19 protein-coding genes are annotated in these 25,837 nt (G+C 63.8%); 10 read left to right on the top strand and 9 right to left on the bottom strand.

Going from position 1 to position 25,837, the window contains the following annotated elements:
* Positions 1 to 151 precede the first annotated feature (151 nt).
* From tssK to CEW89_RS04270, 6 genes are read left to right on the top strand one after another with little or no spacing between them, the layout of a single operon-like run.
* On the top strand, positions 152 to 1,483 hold the full coding sequence (gene tssK, locus CEW89_RS04295) for a type VI secretion system baseplate subunit TssK (RefSeq protein ID WP_066709156.1): 1,332 nt from the start codon (positions 152 to 154) through the stop codon (positions 1,481 to 1,483).
* Positions 1,484 to 3,532, top strand: a complete 2,049-nt coding sequence (gene icmH, locus CEW89_RS04290; RefSeq protein WP_096805022.1) for a type IVB secretion system protein IcmH/DotU — start codon at positions 1,484 to 1,486, stop codon at positions 3,530 to 3,532.
* Positions 3,529 to 7,131: a type VI secretion system membrane subunit TssM gene (gene tssM / locus CEW89_RS04285; protein WP_096805021.1), complete on the top strand. Its 3,603-nt coding sequence runs from the start codon at positions 3,529 to 3,531 to the stop codon at positions 7,129 to 7,131. The genes icmH and tssM overlap by 4 nt, the downstream gene beginning before the upstream one ends.
* 38 nt (positions 7,132 to 7,169) lie before the next feature.
* A complete protein-coding gene (gene tagF / locus CEW89_RS04280; protein WP_157779758.1) occupies positions 7,170 to 7,901 on the top strand; it encodes a type VI secretion system-associated protein TagF in 732 nt (243 codons plus the stop codon).
* Positions 7,898 to 8,698, top strand: coding sequence for a PP2C family protein-serine/threonine phosphatase (locus tag CEW89_RS04275; RefSeq protein WP_066709145.1), 801 nt, complete (start codon positions 7,898 to 7,900; stop codon positions 8,696 to 8,698). The genes tagF and CEW89_RS04275 overlap by 4 nt, the downstream gene beginning before the upstream one ends.
* Positions 8,695 to 10,983, top strand: coding sequence for a serine/threonine-protein kinase (locus CEW89_RS04270; protein WP_096805019.1), 2,289 nt, complete (start codon positions 8,695 to 8,697; stop codon positions 10,981 to 10,983). Before CEW89_RS04275 ends, CEW89_RS04270 begins: the two co-directional genes overlap by 4 nt.
* Positions 10,984 to 10,998: 15 nt before the next feature.
* Here CEW89_RS04270 and CEW89_RS04265 read toward each other — a convergent pair whose 3' ends face one another.
* The 5 genes from CEW89_RS04265 to CEW89_RS04245 all read right to left on the bottom strand — a co-directional run bounded on the left by CEW89_RS04265 (position 10,999) and on the right by CEW89_RS04245 (position 14,586).
* Entirely contained in the window at positions 10,999 to 12,348 is a 1,350-nt protein-coding gene (locus CEW89_RS04265) for a hypothetical protein (RefSeq protein ID WP_096805018.1), read from the bottom strand.
* Positions 12,345 to 12,749: an ExbD/TolR family protein gene (locus tag CEW89_RS04260; RefSeq protein WP_096805017.1), complete on the bottom strand. Its 405-nt coding sequence runs from the start codon at positions 12,747 to 12,749 to the stop codon at positions 12,345 to 12,347. The genes CEW89_RS04265 and CEW89_RS04260 overlap by 4 nt, the downstream gene beginning before the upstream one ends.
* The gene (locus tag CEW89_RS04255; RefSeq protein WP_066709126.1) at positions 12,746 to 13,216 is read right to left on the bottom strand and encodes an ExbD/TolR family protein; all 471 of its coding nucleotides are present in this window, start codon (positions 13,214 to 13,216) and stop codon (positions 12,746 to 12,748) included. The genes CEW89_RS04260 and CEW89_RS04255 overlap by 4 nt, the downstream gene beginning before the upstream one ends.
* A gap of 15 nt (positions 13,217 to 13,231) precedes the next feature.
* Positions 13,232 to 13,867 (bottom strand): MotA/TolQ/ExbB proton channel family protein, encoded by a 636-nt coding sequence (locus tag CEW89_RS04250; RefSeq protein ID WP_198403494.1) that lies wholly within the window; start codon positions 13,865 to 13,867, stop codon positions 13,232 to 13,234.
* Between the two features lie 197 nt (positions 13,868 to 14,064).
* Complete coding sequence (locus CEW89_RS04245) at positions 14,065 to 14,586, bottom strand: hypothetical protein (protein ID WP_157779757.1); 522 nt, start codon at positions 14,584 to 14,586, stop codon at positions 14,065 to 14,067.
* A 285-nt stretch (positions 14,587 to 14,871) separates the two neighbouring features.
* Between CEW89_RS04245 and CEW89_RS04240 the strand changes: the two genes are divergently transcribed.
* The 4 genes from CEW89_RS04240 to CEW89_RS04225 all read left to right on the top strand — a co-directional run bounded on the left by CEW89_RS04240 (position 14,872) and on the right by CEW89_RS04225 (position 19,501).
* Positions 14,872 to 15,243, top strand: a complete 372-nt coding sequence (locus tag CEW89_RS04240) for a DUF1036 domain-containing protein (RefSeq protein WP_238379783.1) — start codon at positions 14,872 to 14,874, stop codon at positions 15,241 to 15,243.
* A 90-nt stretch (positions 15,244 to 15,333) separates the two neighbouring features.
* Entirely contained in the window at positions 15,334 to 16,152 is an 819-nt protein-coding gene (locus tag CEW89_RS04235; RefSeq protein ID WP_096805015.1) for a hypothetical protein, read from the top strand.
* An 18-nt stretch (positions 16,153 to 16,170) separates the two neighbouring features.
* The gene (locus CEW89_RS04230) at positions 16,171 to 18,519 is read left to right on the top strand and encodes a peptidoglycan DD-metalloendopeptidase family protein (protein ID WP_096805014.1); all 2,349 of its coding nucleotides are present in this window, start codon (positions 16,171 to 16,173) and stop codon (positions 18,517 to 18,519) included.
* 139 nt (positions 18,520 to 18,658) lie between these two features.
* Positions 18,659 to 19,501: a hypothetical protein gene (locus tag CEW89_RS04225; protein WP_066709109.1), complete on the top strand. Its 843-nt coding sequence runs from the start codon at positions 18,659 to 18,661 to the stop codon at positions 19,499 to 19,501.
* Positions 19,502 to 19,597: 96 nt separating this feature from the next.
* Here CEW89_RS04225 and tssH read toward each other — a convergent pair whose 3' ends face one another.
* From tssH to tssE, 4 genes are read right to left on the bottom strand one after another with little or no spacing between them, the layout of a single operon-like run.
* Complete coding sequence (gene tssH / locus CEW89_RS04220) at positions 19,598 to 22,237, bottom strand: type VI secretion system ATPase TssH (protein WP_096805013.1); 2,640 nt, start codon at positions 22,235 to 22,237, stop codon at positions 19,598 to 19,600.
* 43 nt (positions 22,238 to 22,280) lie between these two features.
* On the bottom strand, positions 22,281 to 23,291 hold the full coding sequence (gene tssG, locus CEW89_RS04215; protein ID WP_096805012.1) for a type VI secretion system baseplate subunit TssG: 1,011 nt from the start codon (positions 23,289 to 23,291) through the stop codon (positions 22,281 to 22,283).
* Positions 23,288 to 25,207: a type VI secretion system baseplate subunit TssF gene (gene tssF / locus CEW89_RS04210; protein ID WP_096805011.1), complete on the bottom strand. Its 1,920-nt coding sequence runs from the start codon at positions 25,205 to 25,207 to the stop codon at positions 23,288 to 23,290. The genes tssG and tssF overlap by 4 nt, the downstream gene beginning before the upstream one ends.
* Positions 25,204 to 25,731 carry a type VI secretion system baseplate subunit TssE gene (tssE, locus tag CEW89_RS04205; RefSeq protein WP_066709097.1) on the bottom strand — a complete coding sequence of 176 codons (528 nt, stop codon included), beginning with the start codon at positions 25,729 to 25,731 and terminating at the stop codon, positions 25,204 to 25,206. Before tssE ends, tssF begins: the two co-directional genes overlap by 4 nt.
* Positions 25,732 to 25,837 lie beyond the last annotated feature (106 nt).

Genomic DNA, 25,837 nt, shown 5'->3' with positions numbered 1-25,837 from the left:
CAGTTGTGTATCGCGAGAAAGGTCGTCTGGAAAAATGCAATGGGGAAAGCGCCCTGCAACGTATCCTTGACCTTCTGGATCGGCGCCCGTTAAGTTCGCCATCATATTGGCAATTGTTGCACATGTTCGCTTTCGGGGAGTGTTTTGGGCCATGTCTCGGTTTAGTAAGGTGGCTTGGAAAGAAGGGCTTTTCATTAAGCCCCAGCATTTCCAGCAAGCGGACAGATATGTCGAAAAACTGATCGCCAACCGCACGGCTCAGATCACGCCCTTTCCATGGGGCATTGCCGAAATGTCTTTTGACGAGAGTCAGCTCCGTCAGGGGCGGCTGGAACTCGAAAACGTGTCCGGAATCATGCCCGACGGCACGCCGTTTGACGCGCCGCACACAAGCCCGCTGCCGCGTGAGGTGCTCGTCAACGAAAGCGCGACGGGGAAAACCATCTGGCTCACCGTGCCGAACATTCCGCAAAACGAGCGTGAAGTCGGTATGCCCGAGGACATGAGCACCCGCTATATTCTGGCCGAAGAACAGGGGGTGACTGATGTCACCGCCGTCTCGCGCACCGAGGATCAGATCGAGGTCGCCGTGCCGCGTCTCGAACTGGTCATCCGCGACACCCCGCGTGAGGGCTATCAGTGTATCCCGCTCGGGCGCATCGTCGATGTGCAGGACGGCGCGGTCGTCACGCTGGACAAGACCGAACCGCCGGTGGGGCTGATCATCTCGTGCCACAGGGCCTATGCGGGCTTTCTCAAGGCGGTGATGGGCGCGGTCGAAGCCCGGCTCGAAGTCCTCGCGCGCTATGCCGCCGATCCGACCTCGGGCGGGGGGATGCAGGACAAGGACTATCTCATGCTGATGGTTCTCAACCGCGTGCTGCCGCAGCTCAAACATATTCAGGCCATGCCCGCCGTGCATCCCGAACGGATGTATGAATTGCTTGTGGGATTCGCGGGCGAGCTATCGACATTCGAGGACGGCGCGCGCAAGGCCCGCGATTACAGCTATCGTCACGACAAGCCGAAAGAGACGTTCAAGCCACTGGTCGACGACATCCGCCGGTTCCTGTCGCGCGATCTCGGGCGTGCGCTGCGCCTGCCGCTCGAACAGCGCCGCGAAAACAGTTTCGCCGCCCTCGTGGGCGATCCGAATCTCTTCGCCAATGCGACGTTCATCGTCGAGGTCTCAGCGGCCCTGCCGCTCACCCAGATCCAGGGCCAGTTCCCGCAGCTCTGCAAGCTCGGCCCCTCGACCCGGATGAAGGAGATCATCGTCAACAACATGCCTGGCATCCCGCTGGTGCATATTCCGAATCCGCCGCCGCAGATCCGCGTGGTCGCCAACCACGTCTATTTCCTCGTCGACAAGACCAGCCCGCTGTGGCGCGACTTCTCGATCGCGCCTGCCATCGGCATGCATTTCGCGGGCGCATGGCCGGGGCTGGAGCTGGAATTGTGGGCCATTCCCGAGGAGCGCTGAATGAGTGACGATGACGACGACCGCACGGTATTCGGTCAGAAAATTCCCCCGGCGAGCCCCGCGCGGCCTGTAGGGCATCCGCCGCAAGCGCCTTACGGACAGCAGCCGCCCGCGCAACCGGGGTGGCCCGCGCCGCCTGTGGCGCAACACTCACCTGTGCCACCTGTGGCGCAACACCCATCTGCGCCGCCTGTCGGGCAAAATCCGCATGCGCCGAATATGGCGCCGCAACAGCCGTATTACGGTCAGCCCCCGGCGCAGCCGCCTGTGGAGGGCACATCCGACCGCACCATGTTCGGGATGAAAGTGCCCCCGGGACAGCCGCAAGTGCCGCCCGCACAGGGCTATCCGCAGCCGCCGCAGGCCTATCCACCGCATCAGTCGCCGCAAACGCCCCAGCCGCCCGCCTCCGGTGCGGAGGACACGTGGTTCGGTGGACGTCCGCCGCAGCAACCGGCGCAACCGCAGGCGCTGCAGGCGCCTTCCGGCGAGGGCACCTGGTTTCAGGGGCGTGCACCGCAGCAGCCTCCTGCCCCGGCCTATCAGCCGCCGCCACAATCCTACGCCCCGCAGCCAGCCCCCCAGCCGCCGCAACAACCGGCCTATGGTCAAGCCGGTCAGGGGCAGGGCGGATACGCTCAGCCGCCCGCCTATGGTCAGCCCGCCCAGCCGAACTGGCAGGGTCAGTACCCGGCGCAGCCTGGCCCATACGGTGGGGCCTACCCTGCGGGCGGTGGCACGGACGGGCAATTTCCCATGGTGCCCCCGACCACACAGGCCGCAGCCTTTGCCGGCAATGTGCCGAAAATCTCCTTTCAGGACGCGCTCAAGGGGTCCGGGCTGGACATCGGCACCTCGACCAACCCGATTCTCGCGGCCGCCTCGGACCTTCTGGTGCTGTTCGGGCGTCTGCGCACCGGCATGGTCGAGATGCAGGCGATTCCGCTGCGTGATCACGTCATTCGCGAGATCGGCGAATTCGTCCGCAAGGCGCAGGAAAAGAGCGTGCCGCCGGAGGACATCGACGTCGCGCGCTATGCGCTGGCCGCGACCGCCGACGACATCGTGCAGACCATCCCCGGCAGCGATCCGGGCTATTGGCAGCAATATTCCATGGCCGCCGAGTTGTTGAACGACCGCTCTGCGGGGATCGGCTTTTTCGCGCGGCTCGATCATGTGATTGCCTATCCGGCACAGCGAAAAGACCTTCTGGAGCTGATGCTGACCTGTCTCTATCTCGGGTTCGAGGGGAAATATCGCACCGAGCCCAATGGCATGGCCTTGCTGGCGCGCTTGCGCAACGAGGTGTACCAGCGCCTGCGCTCCGTCGTCGAGCGCCCGAAACCCGATCTCTCGATCAACTGGCTGCCGGTGATCTTCTCCGGCAAGCGCAGCGGAGCGGGGATGCCGCTCTGGGTGGTGGCCGGGATCGGGGGCGGCATGGTGGTGGCGCTGTTCGCGACCTTGTCATGGATTCTGTCGAATGACACCAATGCCGCACAGGCCGCGATCCTGCGGCTCAACGATCCGAACGCCACCGTCGCCATCGAGGGCCAGAGCTTTGCCGCCTCTGCCGTGCCCTATGTGGGGGAGGTGGACACGGCCCAGCTCGACCGCATTCGGAATGCTCTTGCCGCGGAGATCGACAGCGGCGCGCTGAGTGTGGCTGAGAAGGGCGATTACATCATGATCCGGGTGGGCGATGTGCTGCGCTTTGGCTCCGGTTCCGCCGATCTGACCTCGGATTTCTCCGCTCTGGCGAAAAGCATCGGCCAGACGCTCGATGGCGAGCCGGGGGAAATCGTGGTCGAGGGCCATTCGGACAGCATCCCGATTCGGGGCACCGGGCGGTATCGCACCAATGAGGAACTGTCGGAAGCCCGTGCCGCCACGGTGCGCGATGTGCTGGCGCAAAGCCTCAGCGATCCGGCGCGCATGAGCGTGGTGGGCGTCGGGCCGAACGATCCGGTTGACACGAGCGGCACGCGCGAGGCGCAGGCCAGGAACCGCAGGGTCGAGATACTCCTGCAACAGGAAAACAAGATATGAGAGTATTCGGCGTTTCGCCCAAGAAGCTCTGGGGTTACACATGGCTCCGGTTGCCGATCCTGATCCTTGCCGTGGTGATCCTGAGCCTTGCGATCTGGTTTGGCTTGCGGATGACCGGGGTGAGCTGGCTGGTATCGCCCTGGACCCGGGGCGGTCTGATCGCGCTGGTGCTCATGGCCATCGGGACCTCGGCCCTGCTCAAGTATCTGCGCCGGCGCAAAGCTGCGAAAGCACTTGAGGAAACGCTTGTAACCCCCGGAGATGGAGACATTTTGTCCGAGCGGATGCAGGAGGCGCTCGGACGGCTCAAGAAATCCGGCGGCGCGACCTATCTCTACGATCTGCCGTGGTATGTGATCATCGGCCCGCCCGGTGCGGGCAAGACGACGGCGCTCTTGCACTGCGGCCTGGATTTTCCCGGCACCGACAAGGAGGCGGTTGCGGGCTTTGGTGGCACCAAGAATTGCGATTTCTGGTTCGCCGAGGATGCCGTTCTGATCGACACGGCCGGGCGCTACACGACGCAGGACAGCGATGCCACCGCCGACCGCGAAAGCTGGCAGTCCTTTCTGTCGGAACTCAAGAAGGCCCGCTCGGACCAGCCGGTCAATGGCGTTTTGCTGGCGTTTTCCTGCGAAGACATCATGACCGTCGACGCGGCCCAGTTGGAGCGTCACGCTTTGACCGTGCGCCAGCGTCTGGCCGAGCTGAACGAGACGCTGCGCATCGACGTGCCGGTCTATGTCATGTTCACCAAGGCCGACATCGTCGCGGGATTCCGGGATTATTTCGGCCCTCTGGGCGAAGATCGCCGCCGCCGTGTCTGGGGGGTGACCTTCCAGACACGCGACCGCAAGGAAGACACCTATAAAGAGGTGTCGGCGGAGTTCGACAAGCTGATTTCGCGCCTTTCCGACGAGGTCACCGACCGGCTGAACGAAGAGCACGATCCGGTGGCGCGCATCTCGATTTTCGGTTTCCCCGGGCAGATGGCGCTGATGCAGCGCAACATCGCCGATTTCCTGCGCCGGATTTTCCAGAAACCCGAAGAGGTTCACGCCATTCTGCGCGGCTTCTATTTCACCTCGGGCACTCAGGAAGGCACGCCAATCGACCAGGTGCTGGGCGCGATGGCCTCCGGTCACGATCAGGGGGCAGGGTTCCAGCCCGGCTTCATGTCCGGCAAGGGGCGCAGCTATTTCCTGCATGACCTGTTGAAAAAGGTGGTTTTTGCCGAGCGTGACTGGGTCGGCTATGATTTCAAATCCATGCGCCGCCGCCGTATTTTGCGCAGCGGTGCGACGGGGCTGATCGCCACCGTCTGTCTCGGCGCGATGGGGCTTTTCGGTTACAGTTTCTGGCAGAACGCCACGCTGGTGCGACAGGCGAATGCCGCGATGAACCTCTATACGGTCGAGGCGCAGGACATTCTGGCCGAGCCGATCATCACGGATCCGGCGACCCGTCCCGTACTCGGTGCTCTGAACACCGTGCGCAACCTGCCGGGCGGTTATGGCGATACGACGGAACAACCATTCATCGAGCGTATGGGCCTGTCGCGGCGCGACAGCATCCGCAAATCCGCCACCGAGAGCTATTCCTACGCACTCGAACACATGTTGCGTCCGCGGATGATGTTGCAACTCGAAAACACCCTGCCGCAGCTTCTGGCCGCGCAGGATTACGAACAGGCCTATCGCGCGCTCAAGGTCTATCTTCTGCTCGCCAAGGCGCAGCCGGGCAAGGGCGACGACACCGCGATCCAGTCGTGGTTTGCCGAAGCCTGGGCGCGGGAATATTCCGAACCGGGGCTTGAGGTGGCTTATGGCGCGATCAACGATCACCTCGACGCCATGCTGGCGCTCGACGACCGGGTGACGCCCGCGCTTCAGCCCAACAAGGAGCTGGTGGAAACCGCACAGCGGCAGATCGCCACCCTGCCTCTGGCGCGTCAGGCCTATAGCTCGATCCTCGGGCAGGCGGCCAGCATGACCCCGCTCAACATCTACGATCAGCTCTCCGACGTGCAGGTCGATCAGGTCTTGCGCACCGTCGATGGCACGGCGCTGTCCGATCTGACCGTGCCGGGGCTCTTCACCTTCTCGGGCTACTGGGGCGTCTTCAAGGAAGAACTCGCCTCTGCCCAGAGTCGCCTCGACGAGGAGCGTTGGGTGCTGGGCGAGCCGGGCAAGGCCGATTACCAGACCCAGCTCGTGGGCCTCAATCGCGACATCCATGCGCTCTATCAGGCGGATTTCGTCGCGGCGTGGCAAGGAGTGCTCGACAGGATCGAACTGGTGCCTATGTCCGATCCCTCGGGACAATACACCTCGCTCACCATCGCATCCGCGCCTTTTGCCTCGCCGATCCTGAAACTCGCCGAGATGGTGGACCGCGAAACCCGGCTCAGCCGTTTCCTCGACATTGTGGAGAATATGGAAATCTCGCCCGAGGCGCTGGCCTCCGGCAATATCGAGAACGATCTGTCGAACGCGGGCTTCAGCGCGGTGGAGCGCCGCTCCGGCGCCTTCGAGCGGATCGTGCTCAACGCGCTCAAGAACAAGGCCAAGTTCCAGGAACGCGCCGCGCCCTCCGCCACCGCGCCGACCGAGCGCCGTCAGATCGAGGACATCGAACGACGGTTCGAGAAATGGCACGCGCTGATGAAAGGCGACGCCGATCAGCGCAAACGCCCGATCGACACCGTGCTGGCGAGCCTGGAGGAGCTGTTGCAGGATCGCAAGTTCGCGGCGAGCGGCGGCGAGACCCTCAACAACATGGGGCTGCAAGGCGCGCTTGGCAAACTGACGCAGGGCGTCCCTTTCTATCCGGACACGATGGTGCGCTTCGTCAACCAGATCGAGCGTGAATTCCTCACTGTCACCACCAATGCCAATATGGAAGAGCTGCAACGGTTGTTGTCCGAAGAGGTCACGACCTTCTGCACCCAGAACGTCACCGGGGCCTTCCCGTTTGCGGCGAACGGGCGTCACATCTCGACCGCCGCCTTTGGCGAGTTCTTCGGCTATGGCGGGCGGATGGAGAATTTCTACGACGCCCATCTGCGTGAATACACCCAGCGCAGCCCCGAGGGCGACATCGTACCGCGCGACGGCAGCGACATCGGCGACCGGCTGGCCCCCGCCACTCTGGCGCAATTCGGTCGCGCCGAGCGCATCCGCCAGGCGTTTTTCGAACCCGGCAGCATGAAGCCTTCCGTGAGCTTCACCCTGTCGCAGCGTGCCTCTTCGGAGGCGGTCGAAAGCGTTGCCATGTCCTTCGGTGCGCGTCAGGCACAGCTGTTCCCGAATTCCTCTGGGGTCACGCTGACATGGCCCGACGACGTGACGGAGATCGTGTTCCAGCTCCTGCCCAAGGCCAAACGCGGCGCGGCCAACGGTCTGCGCTTTGCCGACGGTCGCTGGGCGCTGGCGGAATTCATCAATGCCGGTGTGGCGCGTCCTTCGGGCAGCCGTGTCGATGTCACCCATAATGTCGGCGGTCGACCGGTGTCCTTCCGTCTCGAATTCGACAGCATCACCGTGCCGTTCCTGATGAAGGAACTGCGCGATTTCTCCTGCCCTACCACTTTGGAATAGACGCCCTTTTACTCAGTATCCTCCGAGGACCCGATCCCGTGATCCCATTTCTTTACGGCAAACATCCCGCCTTCGGCGATTTTCTCTCCTACGGGGGCTCCGGGGCCCTGGTTTCCGGTCTCGATCGGTGGCTGGAGCCGGTGTTGACCGCGCTGCGTGACAGCCTTGGCGACGCCTGGACGATGGTCTGGCAAAGCGCGCCGGTGCTGCGGTTCTGGATCGGGCCGGATGTGCTGGGTGTGCCGGCTTACGGCGTGTTCCTGCCATCGCGTGATCGGGTCGGGCGCATATATCCGCTTCTGGTTGGGGTCTGCGACCCGGAGGGGGAGGGCCACGCCGGTGTGCCGCCGACCGATCCGCGCCATGACGAGACGATCTACGATGCGCTTTTCGCTCATATCGCCGGGATCAAACCGCCTGAAGGCGGATTTCGCGGCGGAGCGGATCTGCTCGAAGGGCTCGACCTGCCATCCTCTCCGGCGCTGATGTGGGAAGAGGGGCTCAGCGGAACGATCTGGGGACAACGCAACGATGGCGATCTGGCGCGGCTTCTGAAAGACGCCGCCGGGGTCGAGGCCGAGCGTGCCGAATTTCGCCGCAGCCATTGGTGGCACCCCGAACAGGGACCGCGTGCCGCCGGGTGGCTGGCCTGTGACGGGTTGCCGGGTGTGGACGCGCTTGGCTGGTTGTTCACGGAGCGGCTGCGTTCGCCACAGGACGAGGCCGGAGCAGAAAACAGTCAAGCAGTCAGTGAAGAGTATCGGACATGACAGATCTCGGACGACGCTTCCGCTTCGACAGCGCGCTCAAGAGCGACGTGGGACGGGTGCGCAAGATCAACGAGGACAGCGCGCTCTGTCTGCCCGAGAGCGGAATCTGGGTCGTGGCCGATGGCATGGGCGGTCATGCGGCGGGCGATTTCGCCAGCCAGACCATCACCGGGACGCTAGAAACCGTCGGCGTGCCGGTTTCGCTCAATGACCTGAAAATCCGTTTCATGGAGCGGTTGTCGATGGCCAATGCCCGGATCATCGCGCATGCCCAGTCCTTGGGGGGCGGTACGGTGGGCGCGACTTTGGCGTCCGTGCTGATCCATGGCGACCGTTTCGCCTGTGTCTGGTCGGGCGACAGCCGGGTCTACCGTTTCCGGGCCGGGCAACTGGTGCAGGTCAGTCGCGATCATACGGAGGTGCAGGCGCTTCTGGACGCAGGCTCGATCACCGAGGAGCAGGCCGCCAACTGGCCGCGCAAGAATGTCATCACCCGCGCCATCGGCGTCACCGAAATTCCGCAATGCGATGTGGTCGAGGATGTTCTGCACGACCGCGATCTGTTCCTGATCTGCTCGGACGGGCTGACCGAATATTACGAGAATGACGAGATCGCATCCGTGCTTGCGACCGGGGAAGAAACGGAGCTCGACAGGCTGTGCGCGCGTTTCGTCACGACGGCGGTGGAGCGCGGTGGCAAGGACAATATTTCGGTCGTGCTTTTTCGCTGCCATGAAGAGCCGCCGGAACGGCAGGAAGCGCTTTGGGCCTTCCCTGAATTCGAGGGCACCCTATGAGCGACGATGACAAGACGATCCCGCCGACTGGGGAGGTGCCGAAGCCGCAGCCCGTCGCTGAACAGGGGCCGGAGGAAGACCGCACGGTTCTGGCCTCTCCCGAGACGTTGCAGGCAGCGCAGAAGGCCGTGACGGGCACATCTGAAACGGAAGAGCCGGTGGCAGATCAGCCAGAGCGTTTCGAGGAGGATGCGACGATCCTCTCGCCGATTAACGCCCCGGCGAGCCCGCCGGTCGATCTGTCTGCCGCGTCGTCCCCGGAGCCGGGGGAGGATGCGACCATCCTGAGCCCTCTGCCGACGCCGGATCTGCCGCAGGACATGCAGCCCGCCGACCCGGATGCGACCCTTCTTGCCGGTGTCTCCACGCCGTCTTCCGGGGGCGCGCAACCGCCCGTCGCCCCGCCCGCCGATCCCGATGCTACGGTGCTGGCGGGGGTGGCTCCGGTCGTGGCCGGGGCGGCCAGCGGCGCCGCTGGCTTTGCCCCTTCTGAGGTGCCGCGCCCGGTGACAGTGCTCGAACCCGGCACGGTGATTAACAACATGTACCGGGTCGAAAGTGCGCTCGATCAGGGCGGCATGGGCCGGGTGTTTCGCGGTGAGGAGATCGGCACGGGGGATCCCGTCGCGATCAAGGTGATCCTGCCCGAGATGGCCGAGGACCAGAAGGTCGGGCAGATGTTCCGGCGCGAGGCGCGCACCCTGCGCCAGCTCCACCACCCGGCCATCGTGCGCTATTTCGCCTATGTGCCGCCGGACGAGCGGATGAACCTGCACGCACTGGTCATGGGCTTCATCGAGGGCACCAAGCTGTCCGATCATCTGCGCGACAAGGGCGCCTTGACCACGGATGAGGCCTGCCGCCTGTTCTCGCGGCTTGCCGACGGTTTGCGCCGGGCGCATGACATCGGGGTGATCCACCGCGATCTCGCGCCCGACAACGTCATGTTGCAGGATGGCGACATCACCCGGGGCGTGCTCATCGACTTCGGCATTTCGCGCTCTTCCAAGGTCAGGGATGTGACCATCGGCAACGAGTTCGCGGGCAAGCTGAAATATGTCTCTCCGGAACAGCTCGGCGCCTTTGGCGGCGAGGCGGACGGGCGCTCGGATGTCTATTCCATGGGGCTTCTGATGATCGCGGCGCTCACCGGCAAAACGCCGCAGATGGGCGACACCATCGTGGACGCGGTGCAGAAACGCCAGACCATCCCGGATCTCTCGGGTCTGCCGGGACCGTTTCAACCCTTGCTCTACGCCATGTTGCAACCCGATCCGGCACAGCGCATGCCCGACATGCAATCGGTGATCGCAGGCCTTGACATGATCTCCGGCGGCCAGACCGGATCTGGCGGCACATTGACGGGGACGGGGGCGACGCTCACCGGTATGGGAACTGGCATGGGAACCGGGATGGGCGGCTTTGCCTCCGGTCTCACGACCAACGCCGTGCCGGGGCTGCAATCCGGGCCGGCGGCGAGCCATCTGGGGATTCAAAGCGTGACGGCCGACAGCCTTGGCGATATCGCCGAGATCGAAGAACTGCCGGAGAAGAAAAGCCGCAGCGGGCTTATGCTCAGTCTCGGCTTCGTGATCCTCGCAGCGGCCATCGGCGGCGGCGCGTATACCTGGTGGAGTAACCATCCGATCGGCCCGGAGACCGTGGCCGAAGAGGGCGGGCTTGTCCGCGATGAGAGGACGGTTGCGGGCTATCTTGCGGCACAGGCCGGAGAGGGCTGCGCCTACGCCTCCGTGACCGAAAGCGGGACGATTGCCGCACTGAGCGACACCGGAACCGCCTTTGCCGGGCTGGCCGCGAACTGGCCGTTCGACGCCGCGCCCGAGGTCGACGAAACCGCGATTGCCGTCCCGCAATGCGCCGCTCTCGCGCTGGCCAAACCCTTTGCCGGAACCGCACGCGACCCGATTTCGATCCGCTTCGAGGCGCCGAGCGTCTCGCGCCAGACCGGCATCGTCGGCACGGTTTACGGCACCGAGGGGCGCCAGATCTGGCTCTCCATCGTCGCGCCGAACGGGCGGGTCTTCTCGCTCGCGCGGCAACTCGAAACTCCCATCGGCAACACGCGCCGCTTCTCCTTCCGCCTGCCATCGGCGCAGCCGGGGATCTATGTCATCGTCGCCACCGCCTCCGAGGCGGCTTCGGTGCGCGCAGGCGCGATGAAGGACGGGACCGAGGCCAGCGTGATCCTGCCGCTGATCGGTCGGGAGATTGCGCAGGACGATGCGGGCTATGTGGTGGTCGGCGCGCTTGAAATCACGCCCTGAGCGCGCATCTTGCGCTTAGCGCACGTCGAAACTCGCCATCGCAAAAGCGCTTTGCCGCAACTGGTCGCGGTCGAGCGAGGAAAACACCTCCTCGGCCGTGCGCCCGTCCATATCCGTCAGATCGAACGGTCCATCGCCGCCCAGCACCATCAGGATTTGCCGGGTCTCGCGCCCGTCTCCGACGCGCGCCACCGGAGCCGAGATCACCGGAACGCCATCCTCGATCGTGGTGAAACGCGCGAGGTCCTGTACCACGCCATTGTCGTCGATCAGCAGCACCGCAATATCGAGCCCGCCCGCGCCGGAGATCCGCGCCTCAACCGTGTCGCCGCTTTGCACGGAGGTGGAGGCGAGGCTGAACCCGATGCGTGCCGCAGGGTAGGATTCGGTCAGGGTCAGCGCATCGAGGGCGGCGCACTGTCGGGGATCCACCTCTTCGCGAACGCGTTGCACCGTATCCATCCCGGCCAGAATCTCCGCGCCATAGGCGTCGAGGGCGGCGCGATCCGCCCCGATCAGCGACAGGCCGACCTGACCGTCCGTGCCGCGCCTGGGCAGGGCCAGTGTGCACCGCGGCGCCTCGCTGGTGCGGATGCGGATCAGGAGCTGACCTATGGTCAGATCGGCGGCGCTGGCATTGGCAAGCGGCGCGCCGGGGCCGGTTAGCGACGCGGCGGGGGCTGGCACGCTGGGCGGTTCGAGGGCCGCGAGCGCCAGCGGGCTGTCCGGCAGGGGCGGTTGGGTAAAGAGGCTGTCAGGGGCCTCGAGCGAGATGTCGCCCGAGAAGGGCGAGGGGGCAAACCCGCCGGTTTCGGCCAGTGGCGAGACGAAATTGTCCTGCACAAGGCTCTGCTCCGTGGGCAGGGAGAGACCGCTCAGCGGCACGGCAATTTCCGGGGCTACCGCGGGGGGCGGTTCGGCTGTGTCTTCTGGCGTGTCGGCGATCTCTTCGACGGGGGCCTCGACAGGGTCTTCTGCTTCGGGTTCTTCGATCTCCGGCGTTTCGGAGACGGGGTCCCCGGTCACCGGGTCTTCAGGCGTGGGCTCTTCCGGCGCAGCTTGCTCGGCGACGCTTTCTTCGATGGCGCTTTCTTCCGGAGGAGTGAGTGCGCCGTCGGGATTGCCGTCCTCCCCGGTGTCAGGAATATTCCCGGACTTCTCCGCGATCGGTGCGGTTTCGCCAAAGCTTTCGAGGTCGAGAATTTCGAGGCTGATCAGCAGCTCCGGTTCCTCTTCCTTTGGGGGGATGATCGCCAGGGATGCGGTTGAAAACAACAGAAGCGCCGCGCCGTGAAACAGCAGCGAACCGGTGAACGGCAGAGCCCATTGACCGGGGCGGATGCGGTCGTAAGGCAGAAAATTCACGGGGCGTCCTCCGAGGTACGGTGGATCGTCACGAGTTGAATTTCAACTGCCACAAGTCGTTCGGCGGCGAGAATGTCGAGCAAGTCGAAGGCGCGCGTGTCGCGATCTGTCAGCACATGCAGCACCGGATCGTCGATCAGCCGCGCGTTCAGCGTCCCCGGGACGACCGGCCCGCCATCGAGCACCATGGCGCCATCCGCGCCGACGATCAGAAGCGGTTTCGGCAACAGATCCAGCGGCAGGTCTTCGGTCTCGGGCAGACGCACCTGAAATTCCCGCGCGCCGATCAGCGAACCGGTCGTGAGAAAGAAAAAGATCAGCAACAGCACCATGTTGACGATGGCCAGAGAGGAATCCAGCTTGATCTTCAACTCCGGCGGATGCAGGCGCTGGCCCCTCATGGCGCCTCCCGGATGATCCGGACCCCGGCAATTTCGGCGCCTTCGAGGGCGGAGAGGGCGGTGGCCACGTCCTGAACCCTTGCCGTGGCGGTGATCGCCAGAACGAGTTGCCCGCGGAGCCCCTGTTGGCCGAGTGCATTGGCCAACTCCGAAAGCTGATCCGTGGCAAATTCCTGTCCGTCGACGGCCACGCGCCCCTCAAGAAGTCGCCAGACCGTGATCTCGGCCCCGGACAGCGGCGCATCGGGGCCGGCGTCGGGATCGGCGCTCAGTGCGGATGTGTCCTCGGGCAGGGCCTCGCCCTCGGATTCTGACGGTGCGCTTTGCAGGGTCAGAAGCGAATAGGGGGTGAGGCTCGAAGAAAGCATGAAGAAGATGAGCAGTTGGAACATCGCGTCCGCAAGCGGAGTCAGGGCGAAGCGATAGCGCCGTTTGCGCACCGGGAGGCTGGAGATCAGGATGCTCATGACGCCCCTCCGGCCTCAGGCGGCCTTGGCTTTCGGATCGACGCGCCCGTGGATCGAAGCCGACATCAGCGCCTCCATCATGTTGCGTTCGCGGTCGATGCGGCTTTCGCACCAGGTCGCGACGAAGAACGCAATGAGCGCGATGGCGAGGCCCGCGGCGGTGGTCGAAAGTGCAACATAGATGCCGGAGGCGAGTTGGGTCGGATCGACGGCACCGTCGGTTTGCGAGAGCACGCTGAAGGCGTCGATCATGCCGATCACGGTGCCGAGAAGCCCGAGCATCGGCGCCGATTGCACCACCATGTCGAGCGAGCGCATGCGTTCGCTCATCCGTGCCAGTTCGATGATCGCGGTCTGGCGCGACAGCTCTTCGGCATAGCTGAGATCGTTCGGTCGGGCGCGCACACCCGAGAACGCGGCTTGCAACACGCGGGCCAGAACGGAATCGCGTTTCGAGGCGGCCTGCACCGCACGGTCGACCTTGCCCGAGAGCCAGTCATCGAGAATTTTCTCCGCAGCCTTGCGTTTGCCGACCCCCATCCGCGCGAATTGCGCGACTTTGTAGATGGCCACGCTGACAGTGAAAAAGGACAGAGCTGCAAGGGCGATGTAGATCGTGAGGGAGATGATCTGGAAAATGCTGAAACTCATGAGCAACCTCTGGGCGCGATACAGGGGGAAGGGAGGATGGGATGCGCGAGAAAATCGAAAAAGATGTCTGAATACATGATGATGGAGATCGGTACAGAGATCCTCGAAACAAAAGAACCACCGCCTGTAATAGCGATGGTCCGGGGCGTTAAGTCAATAGGCTAGTCCGACTTTGCACAAGTCTCATGCCAGCCAGCTCAGCGATAGACGCCGATCAGATAGTCCGGCATCGTTTGCACTTCGGTCACACCGAGATAGGTGCTTCCGCTATAGGCGGCGATGTCGGGCGACATGCTGGGAAGGTGCGGCTGGGATGCTGCGCCGAGCGGGGCGTCGCTGTAGAGCACGGTCATGCCGCGCGGTTCGGGCAGGGTCAGATCGAAGCCGGACATGCTGCCCTTCGAAACCGCGACCGAAACCGGGGCGGGCGAAACCGCAGGCGCAAGCGGCGCAGCGGAGGGCGCGGTAACTGCGGTCTCCGGCACGGTGGCGAGCGGTACCGAGGCGTGTGCGATGCGATCTTCCGAAGCGGGCATCACAGGCGCGCGCAACTCTTCGACCGAAATCGCAGCCGGGCCGAGCTGAGCCGAGGTCATGGACCGGCTGCCACAGGATGCACTGTCGGATGCGCTGATCTGGCAATGGCCGTAAGACAGGCCAAAGGCAGAGGCAACGGAAAGGCAAATGGCGCCTACGAAGAACAAGATACGATGTTTCATGGGGTCACTATAGCACAATTGCTTTACGAAAGCATAACCGGAATCGACCTTGAGTGGATTTTTCCCGGGGGCTGTGTCGAAGCCCTTGCCTGACTGGTCCGGCACGCGTTCTGTTGCACAGGGTTTACCTCCTGTTGTAGGCACGTCGCGACGAATTTCTCGATCAGGCAGGAAGGGGGCGTGGCGGAAATGTCACATCCGAGGCGCATGAAATCCTTGTCCGACTGCCATGCGCGGAGCCGAGTCGCCTTGCGGCGGTCAGCGTTCCGCGGGCTGGCGGCTGCCTTGGCCCTGTGGCTCGCGAGTCCCGCCGAGGCGCGGTTTCAGGTCTGCAACCAGACTTTCGACGTGGTCAATCTCGCCATCGGGCAATGGGATTACGACGCCTGGGAAACCTCCGGCTGGTGGACCATCGGGCCGAACCAATGCGCCGATGTGATCGAGGACGACCTGACTGCGCGCTTCGTCTATGTCTATGCCCGCGACGTGTTCAACAAGACCATGGTGTCGGGCACGACCGAGATGTGCATCGACCCGGGGGAATTCCGGATTCGCGGTCATGAGGACTGTCTCCTGCGCGGCTATCTCAGTGCCCCGTTCTTCGAAATCGACACACGGCGCTCGGAGCGTTGGACCTTCTACATCCAGACCCGGTAAATTCCGCGCGTTTTCCGAGCTCTTGACTTGCTGGGAGGGGGGGATTTCGCCTATCGTGGACAGGTGTTTAATGCGTGGAGAGGGTCGGCGTTGGAAAAGCCCAAAGACACTGGTGTGGTCAAAGGACATGCCCGGCGCGCCTGTCTGGGCGGTGCCTTGCTGGTGACGCTCGGCTCCGGCCTCCAGGCCCAGAGTTTCAATGCCCCTCCGATCCTGTTCGAGCCGGGACAGGGCGAGACACCGTTGGTCGTTGCCTATGAACCTGCCAGCGATCTGCCCCGTCTGATCCGTTTCACGACCGTGCCAGACGCGCAAAGCGGCGAAGCCATCGCGCCGCGCGCCGGATTTCCCGCCCCGTCAATCATTCTCGGGCGTGTGCCGGCCGGGACCGAGGAGAGCTATGGCATCGACCGGTTGATGCCGGAAACCGTGGCGCAATTCGCCTTCCCCTATAATGACATCGCCAGCCGCAATGCGCTTCGGAGCTCCGATCCGGAGATGTTTCGCGCGCTGGTAAGTCAGGGCCATATTGATCCGCCAGAGGACCGGGTTGCCGTAGCGCTTCAGGAAGAATTGCAGCGGATGAACTGTTACCGGTCGTCGATCGACGGTGCCTGGGGGGCGGGCTCGCGCCGGGCGGCGGCGGAGTATTTCCGTACCAGCGGCGTGAACGACAACGGCCTCGGGGCGACGGCCACCGCCGCGCTGTTCCGCAGCATCGTTCTGGGCGGAGACACCACCTGTGTCGTGGCCGCCCAGACCGGCACACAGACACGCCCGGCCAGCACGGGCAACCGTCGTCCCGCCAGCACCGGCTCCTCGGGCGGGACGTCCCCCGGCTCTACGGGCGGATCTTCGGGTTCCTCCGGCCCGTCGATCTCCGGTGGCGGTGTTGGCGTGTTCCGATAGGGCGCTGCGGGCTGAACGATGCAGATCGAAGTGGATCCGACTTTCAAGGGCAGCGGTCGACGCGCCGTCAAGCGCCGCCGTTTGCGCCTGATGCGACAGGTTGGGTTCGGTCTTGGCAGCCTGGCAGTTCTGGGCGGGGCGGTGTTCCTGATCCGGAGCGGAGGCGACCGCGCCGCGCTGCCGGATGCGGAAGATGCGATGCTGGTGCAGATGGGGGCAACGGCCGACGAGACGGTGCAAATTGCTGCCGCCGGGGCCGAGGCCTTTCTCAACATTCGTGGCGCGCCGATGATCCTCACCTTGCCCGAGGGCAATGGCAACCTCGGCGAGCGCCGTCTGGTGGCCGGTTCGGCGCTTGAGCCCGGACGGTTCCCGGCAGGGCGGCATTTCGACCTGCTCGAAGATGCGCTTTTCGACAGCAGCCAGCGGGTGCAACTGTCCATTCCCTCTTCGAGCGCCGACCTTGCGGCTTTCAACGCCCGCCGCTCCGACGGCATTGCGCTGGGGACACAAGCGGGCGACGCCGGGAGCAGCCTGCCGGAGGAGGTTTCGGCGGGCACCGAGGTGGACATCAAGGACGGGCGCGGCAGTTGGGGCGCGGTGATCGGCGAGAGCGGCACGGTGGAGGCACAGGAGGTGCGCTATATCGAGACGGTGATCGAGAACACCACCACCTCCGCGCTGAGCACGCCACCTGCCGAACGTCAGGCGCTGTTTCGCGAGGTGCTCGAAGACGTGCCGGAGCCGCGCAGGCTCACCGACATCCTGAAGGCGCAGAAACTCTCGGAGACCGAGATCGAGCGCATCCTCGCCGCGCTTTCCCGCGAAGCCGATGCCGCCGGGGTGGCGGTTGAGAGCCTCACCGATCTGCCTGCCCGCAGCCTCGTGGCCCTGCGGCTCGACGACAATCGCTACGAGGCGCGATTGTTGCAAATGTCAATCTACGGGCCGGATGGCTATCTCATGACGCTTGTACAGCCGCGCCCGGGCCGTTTTGTCTCGGGCGCCGATCCGTGGTTTTCCAGAGACCTGCGGTCTTTGGCAAATCAGGCTCTGGCGGCGCGTGGCACCGAAGGTCAGCTCAGGCTCAAGGACGCGATCTATTCGCTGACCCTGCGCCACCAGATGCCTTCCGATCTTGTCGGTGAATTGCTCGTGATGCTGGCCCGGGTTCAGGATCTCGACCAGATTGTCGACGAAAAGGACCGGATCCGCATTCTCTACGCCGAGGAGGGGGCGGATCTCCCGGCTGGGCGTATCGCCTTTGCATCGCTGACCGGACCGGAACTCGATTTGAAATGCTACGTGACACGCGGACCGCGCGAAGATGCACCCTATGCATGTTTCGATCCTTCGAAACCGCAGAGTCCGGCCTATGGTGGGGGCGGCAGCGGACTTTTGCCCGGTTTCATCGTGCCTGTGGCGGGGACCAAGACTTCGGGCTTCGGGCCGCGGTTCCATCCGATCCTGAAGAAAACCGTCAATCACGACGGGCTCGACTGGGGCGCGCCGGTGGGCACGCCGGTCCATGCCGCTGCGGCGGGCACTGTGATCCGGGAGGAATTTTCCGGCGCTTACGGCAATGTTGTCGGGCTCAGACATGCGAATGGATATGAGAGCCGCTATGCACATCTCAACGCCTTTGCCGATGGGGTGAAGGTGGGGGATGAGGTTCAGGCGGGCGACCTGATCGGCTATGTCGGCACCACGGGTCGCTCGACCGGCCCGCATCTGCATTTCGAAATCCGGCTGAACGGACAGGCCATCGACCCGACCGGCAGCAGCCATGGTTCGCAAGCCGTGGAGGCTTTGGTCAACCGCATCATCCGGGTCGAAAGTGCTGGCAATGCGCGGGCCAAGAACACACGCTCCTCGGCCACCGGGCTTGGGCAGTTCATCGACGGAACATGGATCAGGATGATGAACACCTATCGCCCCGATCTGGTGCGCAGCCTTGATCGCGCCGCACTTCTGGAACTGCGTTTCGACCCGGCGCTGAGCCGGGAAATGGTGACTAATCTGGCGCGTGAGAATGAGGCCTATCTGCGCGCGCGCGGCCATGTCATCACGCCGGGGCGGCTTTATCTGGCGCATTTCCTCGGACCGGCGGGGGCGGATGTGGCACTTAAGGCGACGACGCAAACGCCCGATGCCTCTGTTCTGGAGGTGATGGGCCCCGCCGTGGTGCGGGCGAACCCGTTCCTGACGGGGTGGAGCGTGTCGCAAATGGCCGCCTGGGCGGATCGCAAGATGAACGCCTCGGGTGTCGGGCCGGTGGTTGCTCAGGCCACGCCCCCCTTCGTGCCTCTGACCGCGGAGACCAAGCGCTATGTTTCGGCCGTGGATGGGCTTTTGGGGCGTTTGTGAGAGCGGCCCGTTTCCGAAGCGAGCTGTGCGAAGTTTCGCTCAAGCGGTTTGCGGCGTGTTCGGAGGGCGTGGAGCCGGTTGACAGATGAGCCGATAACGTCCTCTATGAAAACAAATTTTTGCCAGTGGGATTCTCAAGATGTCAGGTGCCAGTATTCAACCCGGGTCGACCCCGGTTGCCAGTCAGATCAATCATGCCGGAAACGTCCTGCGGCCGCAGTCCTGTCGCGATATTTCTTCGAAAATCGCCAATCTCCAGCGCACGATCTCTGCCGCCGAACAACATTTCGAGGCTCAATTGCGTGCGCTCGATCAACAGAGTTTTGCCAACAAGGGCATTTTCTGGGCCTCGATCATCAAGGACAGTTGTGTCGCCTTTCTCGATGTCGGCGCCAATGTGCTTGAGATCGTGGGCATGAAACAGGCGGCGACCGTGGCCTCGCAAGGGGTGAACGCGATCCAGATTTCCGGTACGGCGGCGGAATGGCATGCCGGGCAGAAATCCACGTCCCAGGCTCTGACGAGCTTTGCCAAAACCGGTGTCTCCGCGCTTCCGACCAACTCGGCGGCGGGGCAGGCCGGGAAATTCATCGGCGGGTCTTTCCTGGGCGCGGGCGAGATCGCGGTCAACGGACCGCAACAGGCGCAGTCCGAGACACAGAATATGGCCATGGGCTATGCCCGCGACCAGATCATCGGCACCGCCGATCTGATTGCCAAAGCTGCCGAAGAGGGCGATGCGTCATGGGGCGCCGGGCTTGGCAAAGTGATGAACGGGGTGAAGGGGCTTGTCGCGCTTCAGACCTATGATCAGAACCTGAACAAGAGCATGGATGCCTATTTCGACGAAAAGGTCTCCATCGACACGCGCACTTTCACGCTGAAACTTCAGTTCCGTCGCAAATTCGCCGAGTTGAAAACCCAGCTCCGCACGCTCGAAGCGATGCTTCAGCAGTGTCTGGCGGAAAACGATCTGGCGTAACGGGACCTTCATCTGCGCTCAGGTGGCCCTGATGGTATAAAACCCCCGCGATGCGGGGGTTTTTGTCATTGTGGGCGTCGCCTTAGCTTCCAAGCCTCAGGCAAACTCATACTCAAATGCATCTTCCGTCCGGGTCACATTCACCCGCGCAAACTCCTCGCCCGAGACCATGCGCTCCAACACATGGCGCGACAGTTCCGGCAGGATGGAGTTGGTGATGATATTGTCGATCATCCGTCCGCCGCTGTCGGGGTCGCGGCATTGCTCGGTGATGTAATCCATCACATCCGCGCCATAGACCAGTTCGGCATTGTGCGAGGCCTTGAGGCGTTTGGCGACCGAGCGCAGTTTGAGCCGGGTGATGTCCGCCAGCGCCTCTTTGCCCAGCGGGAAATAGGGGATCGACACGATCCGACCCAGAAGCGCGGGCGGGAAGACATCAAGCTGGAACGGTTTCAGCGCAGCAGACAATTCGTCCACGTCCGGCTTGGTGTTGCCGTCCTCGGCCATCTCCATGATCACCTCGGTGCCGACATTTGAGGTCAACAGGATCAAAGTGTTCTTGAAATTGATCGGGCGACCGTTGCCGTCCTCCATGATGCCTTTGTCGAAGACCTGGAAGAACAGCTCGTGGATGTCCGGGTGGGCCTTTTCGATCTCGTCCAGAAGCACCACGGAATAGGGTTTGCGCCGCACAGCTTCGGTCAGACGCCCGCCCTCGCCATAGCCGACATAGCCCGGAGGCGCGCCTTTCAGGAGCGAGACGGAATGGGCCTCCTGGAATTCGGACATGTTGATGGTGATGATGTTCTGCTCGCCACCGTAGAGCGCCTCGGCCAGCGCCAGAGCGGTTTCGGTTTTGCCGACGCCCGAAGGACCGCAAAGCATGAAAACACCGATGGGTTTTTCCGGGTTCGCGAGGCCTGCGCGCGAGGTTTCGATGCGTTTGGCGATGGTCTGAAGCCCGTGATCTTGGCCGATGACGCGTTCTTTGAGCCGATCCGCCAGCGTCAGAACCGCCTCCAACTCGTCCTGCACCATCCGGCCCGCCGGAATGCCGGTCCAGTCGGAGATCACCGAGGCCACGGATTGCGCATCGACATGGGCGTAGACCATGCGCTCGTCGGGGTTGGCGCCTTCGAGTTCCGCAAGCTTGGCGGCCAGATCGGTGCGGACCTCAGCCGGATCGACGTCTTCGTCCTCATCTGTGCCAAGGCTGGCGCGCAGTTCCAGAATGCTGTCGACCAGTGCCTTTTCCGCCTCATAGGCGGTTTCGATCCCGACCAGCTCGTCGGCGATCTTCTGTTTCTCTTCGGCGGCCTCGAGGATGCGTTCTTCGTTCGTCTGGCCCAATTCGCGCTCGGCGGTTTTCGAGGCGATCTCTGCCTCGAGCTCGCGCAGTTTTTCGCGCATATCGGCGATCCGGGCGGGCAGGGCGGCCTGCGACACCGCAACCCGCGCGCAGGCGGTGTCCAGAAGCGACACCGCCTTGTCCGGCAATTGCCGCGCCGGGATGTAGCGATGCGACAGCGAGACGGCAGCGACGATCGCCTCATCGGAGATCCGCACGCCGTGGTGTGCCTCCATCGGGCCGAGGATGCCGCGCAACATATAGGTACAGCGCGCCACATCCGGCTCGTCCACATTCACCGGCTGAAAGCGGCGGGTCAGCGCCGGGTCTTTCTCAAAATAGTTGCGATATTCGGACCATGTGGTCGCGGCGATGGTGCGCAATGTGCCGCGTGCCAAGGCCGGTTTCAACAGGTTGGCGGCATCGCCTGTGCCGGCGTTCCCGCCCGCCCCGATCAGCGTATGTGCCTCGTCGATGAAGAGGATGATCGGGGTCGGCGAGTTTTGCACCTCGTCGATCACGGATTTGAGCCGTTGCTCAAATTCGCCTTTCATCGAGGCGCCCGCCTGCATCGACTGGATGTCCAGCTCGAAAAGCTTCGTGCCCTTGAGCTTGTCGGGCACATCGCCCTTGGCGAGCCTTTGGGCAAAGCCTTCGACCACGGCGGTCTTGCCGACGCCCGCCTCACCGGTGAGGATCGGGTTGTTTTGGCGACGGCGCAGGAGCACGTCGACGATCTGGCGAATCTCGTCGTCCCGCCCCACGATCGGGTCCATGCTGTCCGCCGCTGCGGTCATGTCCTTGGCAAAGCGGCCAAGGGCGGTGGAGGCACCGGGGCCTTCGACCCCATCGGCGGAGGTGCCGCCCGCGCCAATCGACGAGCCGTCCATCGGTTGCAGGTTTTCCTCGTTCGAGGCCGACCAGGCCCGCGGGCCTTCGCTCACCACGCGCTCGGGCGAGAGATCGCCCAGCTCCGGCGAGAGCCGTTGCAACACACGTTTGCGTTCGCCATGAGACAAGATCGCGACAAGCGCGTGCCCGGTGCGGATTTGTGCCTCGCCGAACAACAGCGTGGCGTAAACCCAGCCGTTGTTCAGCGTCGCGCTCATGATCTCGGAGACCACCGGCATCTCGGTCACGTTCTTGTCGAGCTTCGCCAGCGCATTGGTCAGATCGGTCAGGACCCGCGCCCGGTCGAGGCCGAACTCGCCGATCATTACCGAGATGTCGCTCTTCGGATCGGAGATCACATGGTAGAGCCAATGCAGCAGATCGACATGGCGATGGCCTTCGCCGCGCGCCTGGCGCATCGCCTTGATAAACGCGTCATAGCCGGTGCGATTGAGCTTGCCCGCATAGGTTTCGACCTGAATTTCCGCAGCCATAATATCTTGTCCCCTATTACCCTTTACGGACCCTGTCGGCCCTTTAAGTCATATCCTGTGTGATCCGGAAGCGGCAGACCTGCACCCGGTTCCCGTTCGTGATGTTCGGTGTCGCCTGCACGCCCAATGGCAATGCACTCATCCAGCCAAGCTCCATGCTCTGGCCGAGTTGCGCCGGCGCAATCGCGCCTTTTGGCAGCCAGAGCGCGACGTTGACGTCGAAGAACGGCCCGAGATAGCCGGTCACGAGGTCCTGAAGTTCACGCGCCTGCGGCCGGCCGGGCAGAAATCCTTTGAACTGCGCCATATCGCGGCAGTCGAGATGCAGCGTCAGTGTCTCGCCCAGCGAGCGTGCCCGACGGCCCGCCCGCAGGTTCTGGCCCAGGGTCATGCCCTGTTGTCCCAGCTTGGAAAGATCCTCGGGTGCAAAGGGCAGCCAACTCGCGACGAACTCTTCGACCCGCACCGGCAATTCGAAATGCGCCTTGAGCAGCTCGCGCAGTTTGACCGGGCTTTTGACCCGGCCCATGGCGAGTGCGGTGTAGCGCACCCGCACGATGTCATCGACCGCGCCTCTGTTGCGATGCGGCAGGCCGGCATCGCCGGTAAAGGCGCGGAGCTGATCGGGAAAGCGCCCGCCCGTGGGGTGATCGAACTGGGTGATGGCGCGGGCGTCCGACCAGCTTCGGTAGAACAGTTGCTGGAACCGCGCGGTGAGCAGGTCGGCGAAGCGCACAAAGGAGGCGTCGCCGTTGGCCTGCCAATGCGCCGCCTCGCGGGTGATCGCGGAGGGCATCGGGCCGAAGGGGCCGAAGAGGCCGAGAAAGCGTGGGCGCACCACCGGCGGATTGGCCGAGAGGTCGACGTCAGAGAGATCGCTGTCGGGGAAATGCAGGAACGGGTCCTGACCCATCTGGGCGATCTCGTCGCGCACCCGGAGGTTCTCTCCGACCCGGGGTTTCTTGCCCGCCCGCCGCTCCAGATGGCGCATGAGGGTGAGAAACCCCCAGCCCTTGCGCCGCCCGGCGCGGGCTTTTTCCGTGTCCGTGCTCACAGAAGCGGCCCTGATCCGGACCTGGGTGGCCAGGTCTTGTGCAGCTTGCCGGTACGATCCAGCAGCGTGAGCTGGGTAAAGCTGTTGACGGCGGCGTAATCGGCAAAGAACCGATCCAGAATGGCCGAGAGCGTGATCATCCCGCCGCTGTCAATCACCGTTTCGTCGAGGGTGAGGCGAATTTCGATGCCGCGCGCGCTGTGATAGCCGTCGGGACGGCGCAGCGTGCGGGTGATCGGGCGCACCTTCATCTCGTGGACGGCATTGATATGGGCCTGTGTCACCTGATCGGAGACATCGCTGAACAGCCGCAGGATCTCGCGCAGGGCCTCGATATTGCCGCTGCCGTCACGCCCGGTAAAGCCGCGCTGGCTGAGGTTCAGAAGCGAGATGAGGCGCCAGTAATTGTCGCCCGCATGGCTGCGATGCCCGGCCTCGCGGTCCAGCTCGCTCGCCGCCTCGCGCGGTTTCGTCGGCGCTGCCACCGGTTTGAGATGCACGCTGCGATCGTCGAGCAGATGAAAGGTCGCGTCGGCGATCGGCAGGATCTCAGGCAGGTGCCGGTTGGAACAGAGCGTGCGCAGGAACAGGAGGTTGGCCTCGTCCTGCTCCGGTGGCTGGTAGAGCGTGATCCAGGTCTCCGTCCCCTCGTAGCGGTAGCGCACACCGCCGGCGCGAAGCTCTTCGCTCGTCAACCGCCGCCGCTCTCGTTCGAGCGTGTAATACAGTGTCTGACGCGTGGTCGAATGGCCCTTGGGCAGGGCATAGAGCGGCAGCACGTCGACCCGCTCGCGATTGCCCTCATATTGCGCGCGCACGCCCAGAACACGGTGCACCTCGTAATTCATCACCGGGGTGCGGTTCGGCACCACCGGGTAGCGATGGTGGCGATTGTCGAGGGCGATGGGCTGGGCATCGTCCTCAAAGAGGTTGACCGCCGGGGCGCAGTAGAGACCGAGGTCCGCCTCGGAAAACCGCGTGCTCAGATAGCTGTTCACGGCGGAGAATTCGAAGATCACCTGCACGCTGTCGCTCTTGATCCCGGCGAGATGGCGCGACAAGTCGGTGAAGATCATGCCGAGGAATTTGCGCGGGAAGGCGTAATATTCCAGAAGCGTGGAGATGCCGGGGAACAGCAACTCGTCATGGCCGAACAGCCCGGGACCACCGAAACCGACCTGAGCCAGCACCTCGGGCGGCAGGCGGCGCAGAACCGGATCGCCATTGCGATCTTCCCAGCGCAGGGTGATGCGGGTGAGCTGGCTGAACACCTGTTCGTAAAGCGCCATGGCTTCGCGCATCGCGCCGGTGAAATGGATCGGCAAGGCGTCGCAGGTCAGTTCTTCGAGCGGTCCGCCGTCGCCACGCCGGAGCGTGAACACCAGACCGGCTTCGGTGCGGGCCGCGCTGTTCTGATCGGCGGAGGGCGTGTCGCAGCCGAGCGCATTGAGCGGCGTGGCTGAGCTGTGATAGGTCGCCTCCGGGATGGCGAAGGGCCAGAGCGTGAGCGGTTCGGCGAGACGATAGCGACAGGTGATCCGGCGTTCGGCCTGGCTGAACGAGCTGTCGAGATAGGAGCCCGCGGGAATTTCACGCCCCTCCGCGACGTCGCCGGGTTTGCCGGGCAGCGCCGCGCGCACCATCATGGCGGAGGGCAGGGGCGCGGTGGCATCGGGAAAAAGCTGTTCGAGCAACTCGCGGCTGAACGTGCGGAATTGCTGGTCGATGTTGAGCTGGACGCGGGCGGCCATGAAGGCGCTGCCTTCAAGAAGTCCGGCAATCGACGGATCGAGGTTTTCCTCGAGCAACCCGCCGAGACGCTCCGCCAGCCCCGGATTTTCGAGGGCAAAGGCCGCGGCGCGTTCCTTGAGGAGCGCCAGCTCGCGCTCGTAAGCTGCCTTGAACGCGTCCTTCATGAGCCGACGCGTTTCGGTTTGTCGACCATGCATTTGCCGGCCCCAAGATCGACATCGGCCTGAAACTCGATGGCGATGTCGGCCGGGTCGGCGATCAGCTCGGCACTCACGAAAACGGCGATACGTTGCCGGGCATCGCCTTCGATGGCTTCTACCTTGACGTTGAGCGACTGTTTGACGATGCGGGGCTCGTGATCGAGCAGGGATTGCCGGATCGAGCGGGAAATATAGGGCGCGATCAGGTCCTGTCGCGACATGTTGGAGAGATCCTGGAACCCGTAATTGACCACTGAGCGTGCCACATGCGGCGTGTCCGACAGATCGACGGTCGCGTCGAGACGAATGGTGTTCATCAGGATGGACAGGTGTTCGCGGACATGCGCACGCAGCGTTTCCTCATCGACGCCGAGACGCCGCGCGTTGGAGCGTTGCGACAGTTCTGAGGTCAGGGTGAGATTGTCTCTCTCGCGATGCACCACATGGGCGGCGCGGGCGTCCTTTTCCTCGAAGGCGAGCCGGAACACGTCAATCAGTGCGATACGCGACCGATCGTGAATTTGGCGCGACTGATGCCGCCGGGATGAGGATGGGGCGGGTGACACGGGCGGGCGCTCTGAAAAGGGGATCGTC

Origin of the sequence: Celeribacter ethanolicus (genome assembly GCF_002407265.1) — a bacterium.
Lineage (GTDB): Bacteria > Pseudomonadota > Alphaproteobacteria > Rhodobacterales > Rhodobacteraceae > Celeribacter > Celeribacter ethanolicus.
The sequence above is the reverse complement of the archived record's forward strand: the minus strand, read 5'-3'. Positions and strand labels throughout refer to the sequence as shown.

What these genes read in the sequence shown, in the direction of transcription:
- tssM (WP_096805021.1), top strand. Translation starts at nt 3,529, where the DNA reads ATGAGAGTATTCGGCGTTTCGCCCAAGAAGCTCTGGGGTTACACATGG.
- CEW89_RS04230 (WP_096805014.1), top strand. Translation starts at nt 16,171, where the DNA reads ATGCAGATCGAAGTGGATCCGACTTTCAAGGGCAGCGGTCGACGCGCC.
- icmH (WP_096805022.1), top strand. Translation starts at nt 1,484, where the DNA reads ATGAGTGACGATGACGACGACCGCACGGTATTCGGTCAGAAAATTCCC.
- CEW89_RS04270 (WP_096805019.1), top strand. Translation starts at nt 8,695, where the DNA reads ATGAGCGACGATGACAAGACGATCCCGCCGACTGGGGAGGTGCCGAAG.
- CEW89_RS04245 (WP_157779757.1), bottom strand. Translation starts at nt 14,586, where the DNA reads ATGAAACATCGTATCTTGTTCTTCGTAGGCGCCATTTGCCTTTCCGTT.
- CEW89_RS04225 (WP_066709109.1), top strand. Translation starts at nt 18,659, where the DNA reads ATGTCAGGTGCCAGTATTCAACCCGGGTCGACCCCGGTTGCCAGTCAG.
- tssF (WP_096805011.1), bottom strand. Translation starts at nt 25,207, where the DNA reads ATGAAGGACGCGTTCAAGGCAGCTTACGAGCGCGAGCTGGCGCTCCTC.
- CEW89_RS04275 (WP_066709145.1), top strand. Translation starts at nt 7,898, where the DNA reads ATGACAGATCTCGGACGACGCTTCCGCTTCGACAGCGCGCTCAAGAGC.
- tssH (WP_096805013.1), bottom strand. Translation starts at nt 22,237, where the DNA reads ATGGCTGCGGAAATTCAGGTCGAAACCTATGCGGGCAAGCTCAATCGC.
- CEW89_RS04255 (WP_066709126.1), bottom strand. Translation starts at nt 13,216, where the DNA reads ATGAGCATCCTGATCTCCAGCCTCCCGGTGCGCAAACGGCGCTATCGC.
- tssK (WP_066709156.1), top strand. Translation starts at nt 152, where the DNA reads ATGTCTCGGTTTAGTAAGGTGGCTTGGAAAGAAGGGCTTTTCATTAAG.
- CEW89_RS04260 (WP_096805017.1), bottom strand. Translation starts at nt 12,749, where the DNA reads ATGAGGGGCCAGCGCCTGCATCCGCCGGAGTTGAAGATCAAGCTGGAT.
- CEW89_RS04250 (WP_198403494.1), bottom strand. Translation starts at nt 13,867, where the DNA reads ATGAGTTTCAGCATTTTCCAGATCATCTCCCTCACGATCTACATCGCC.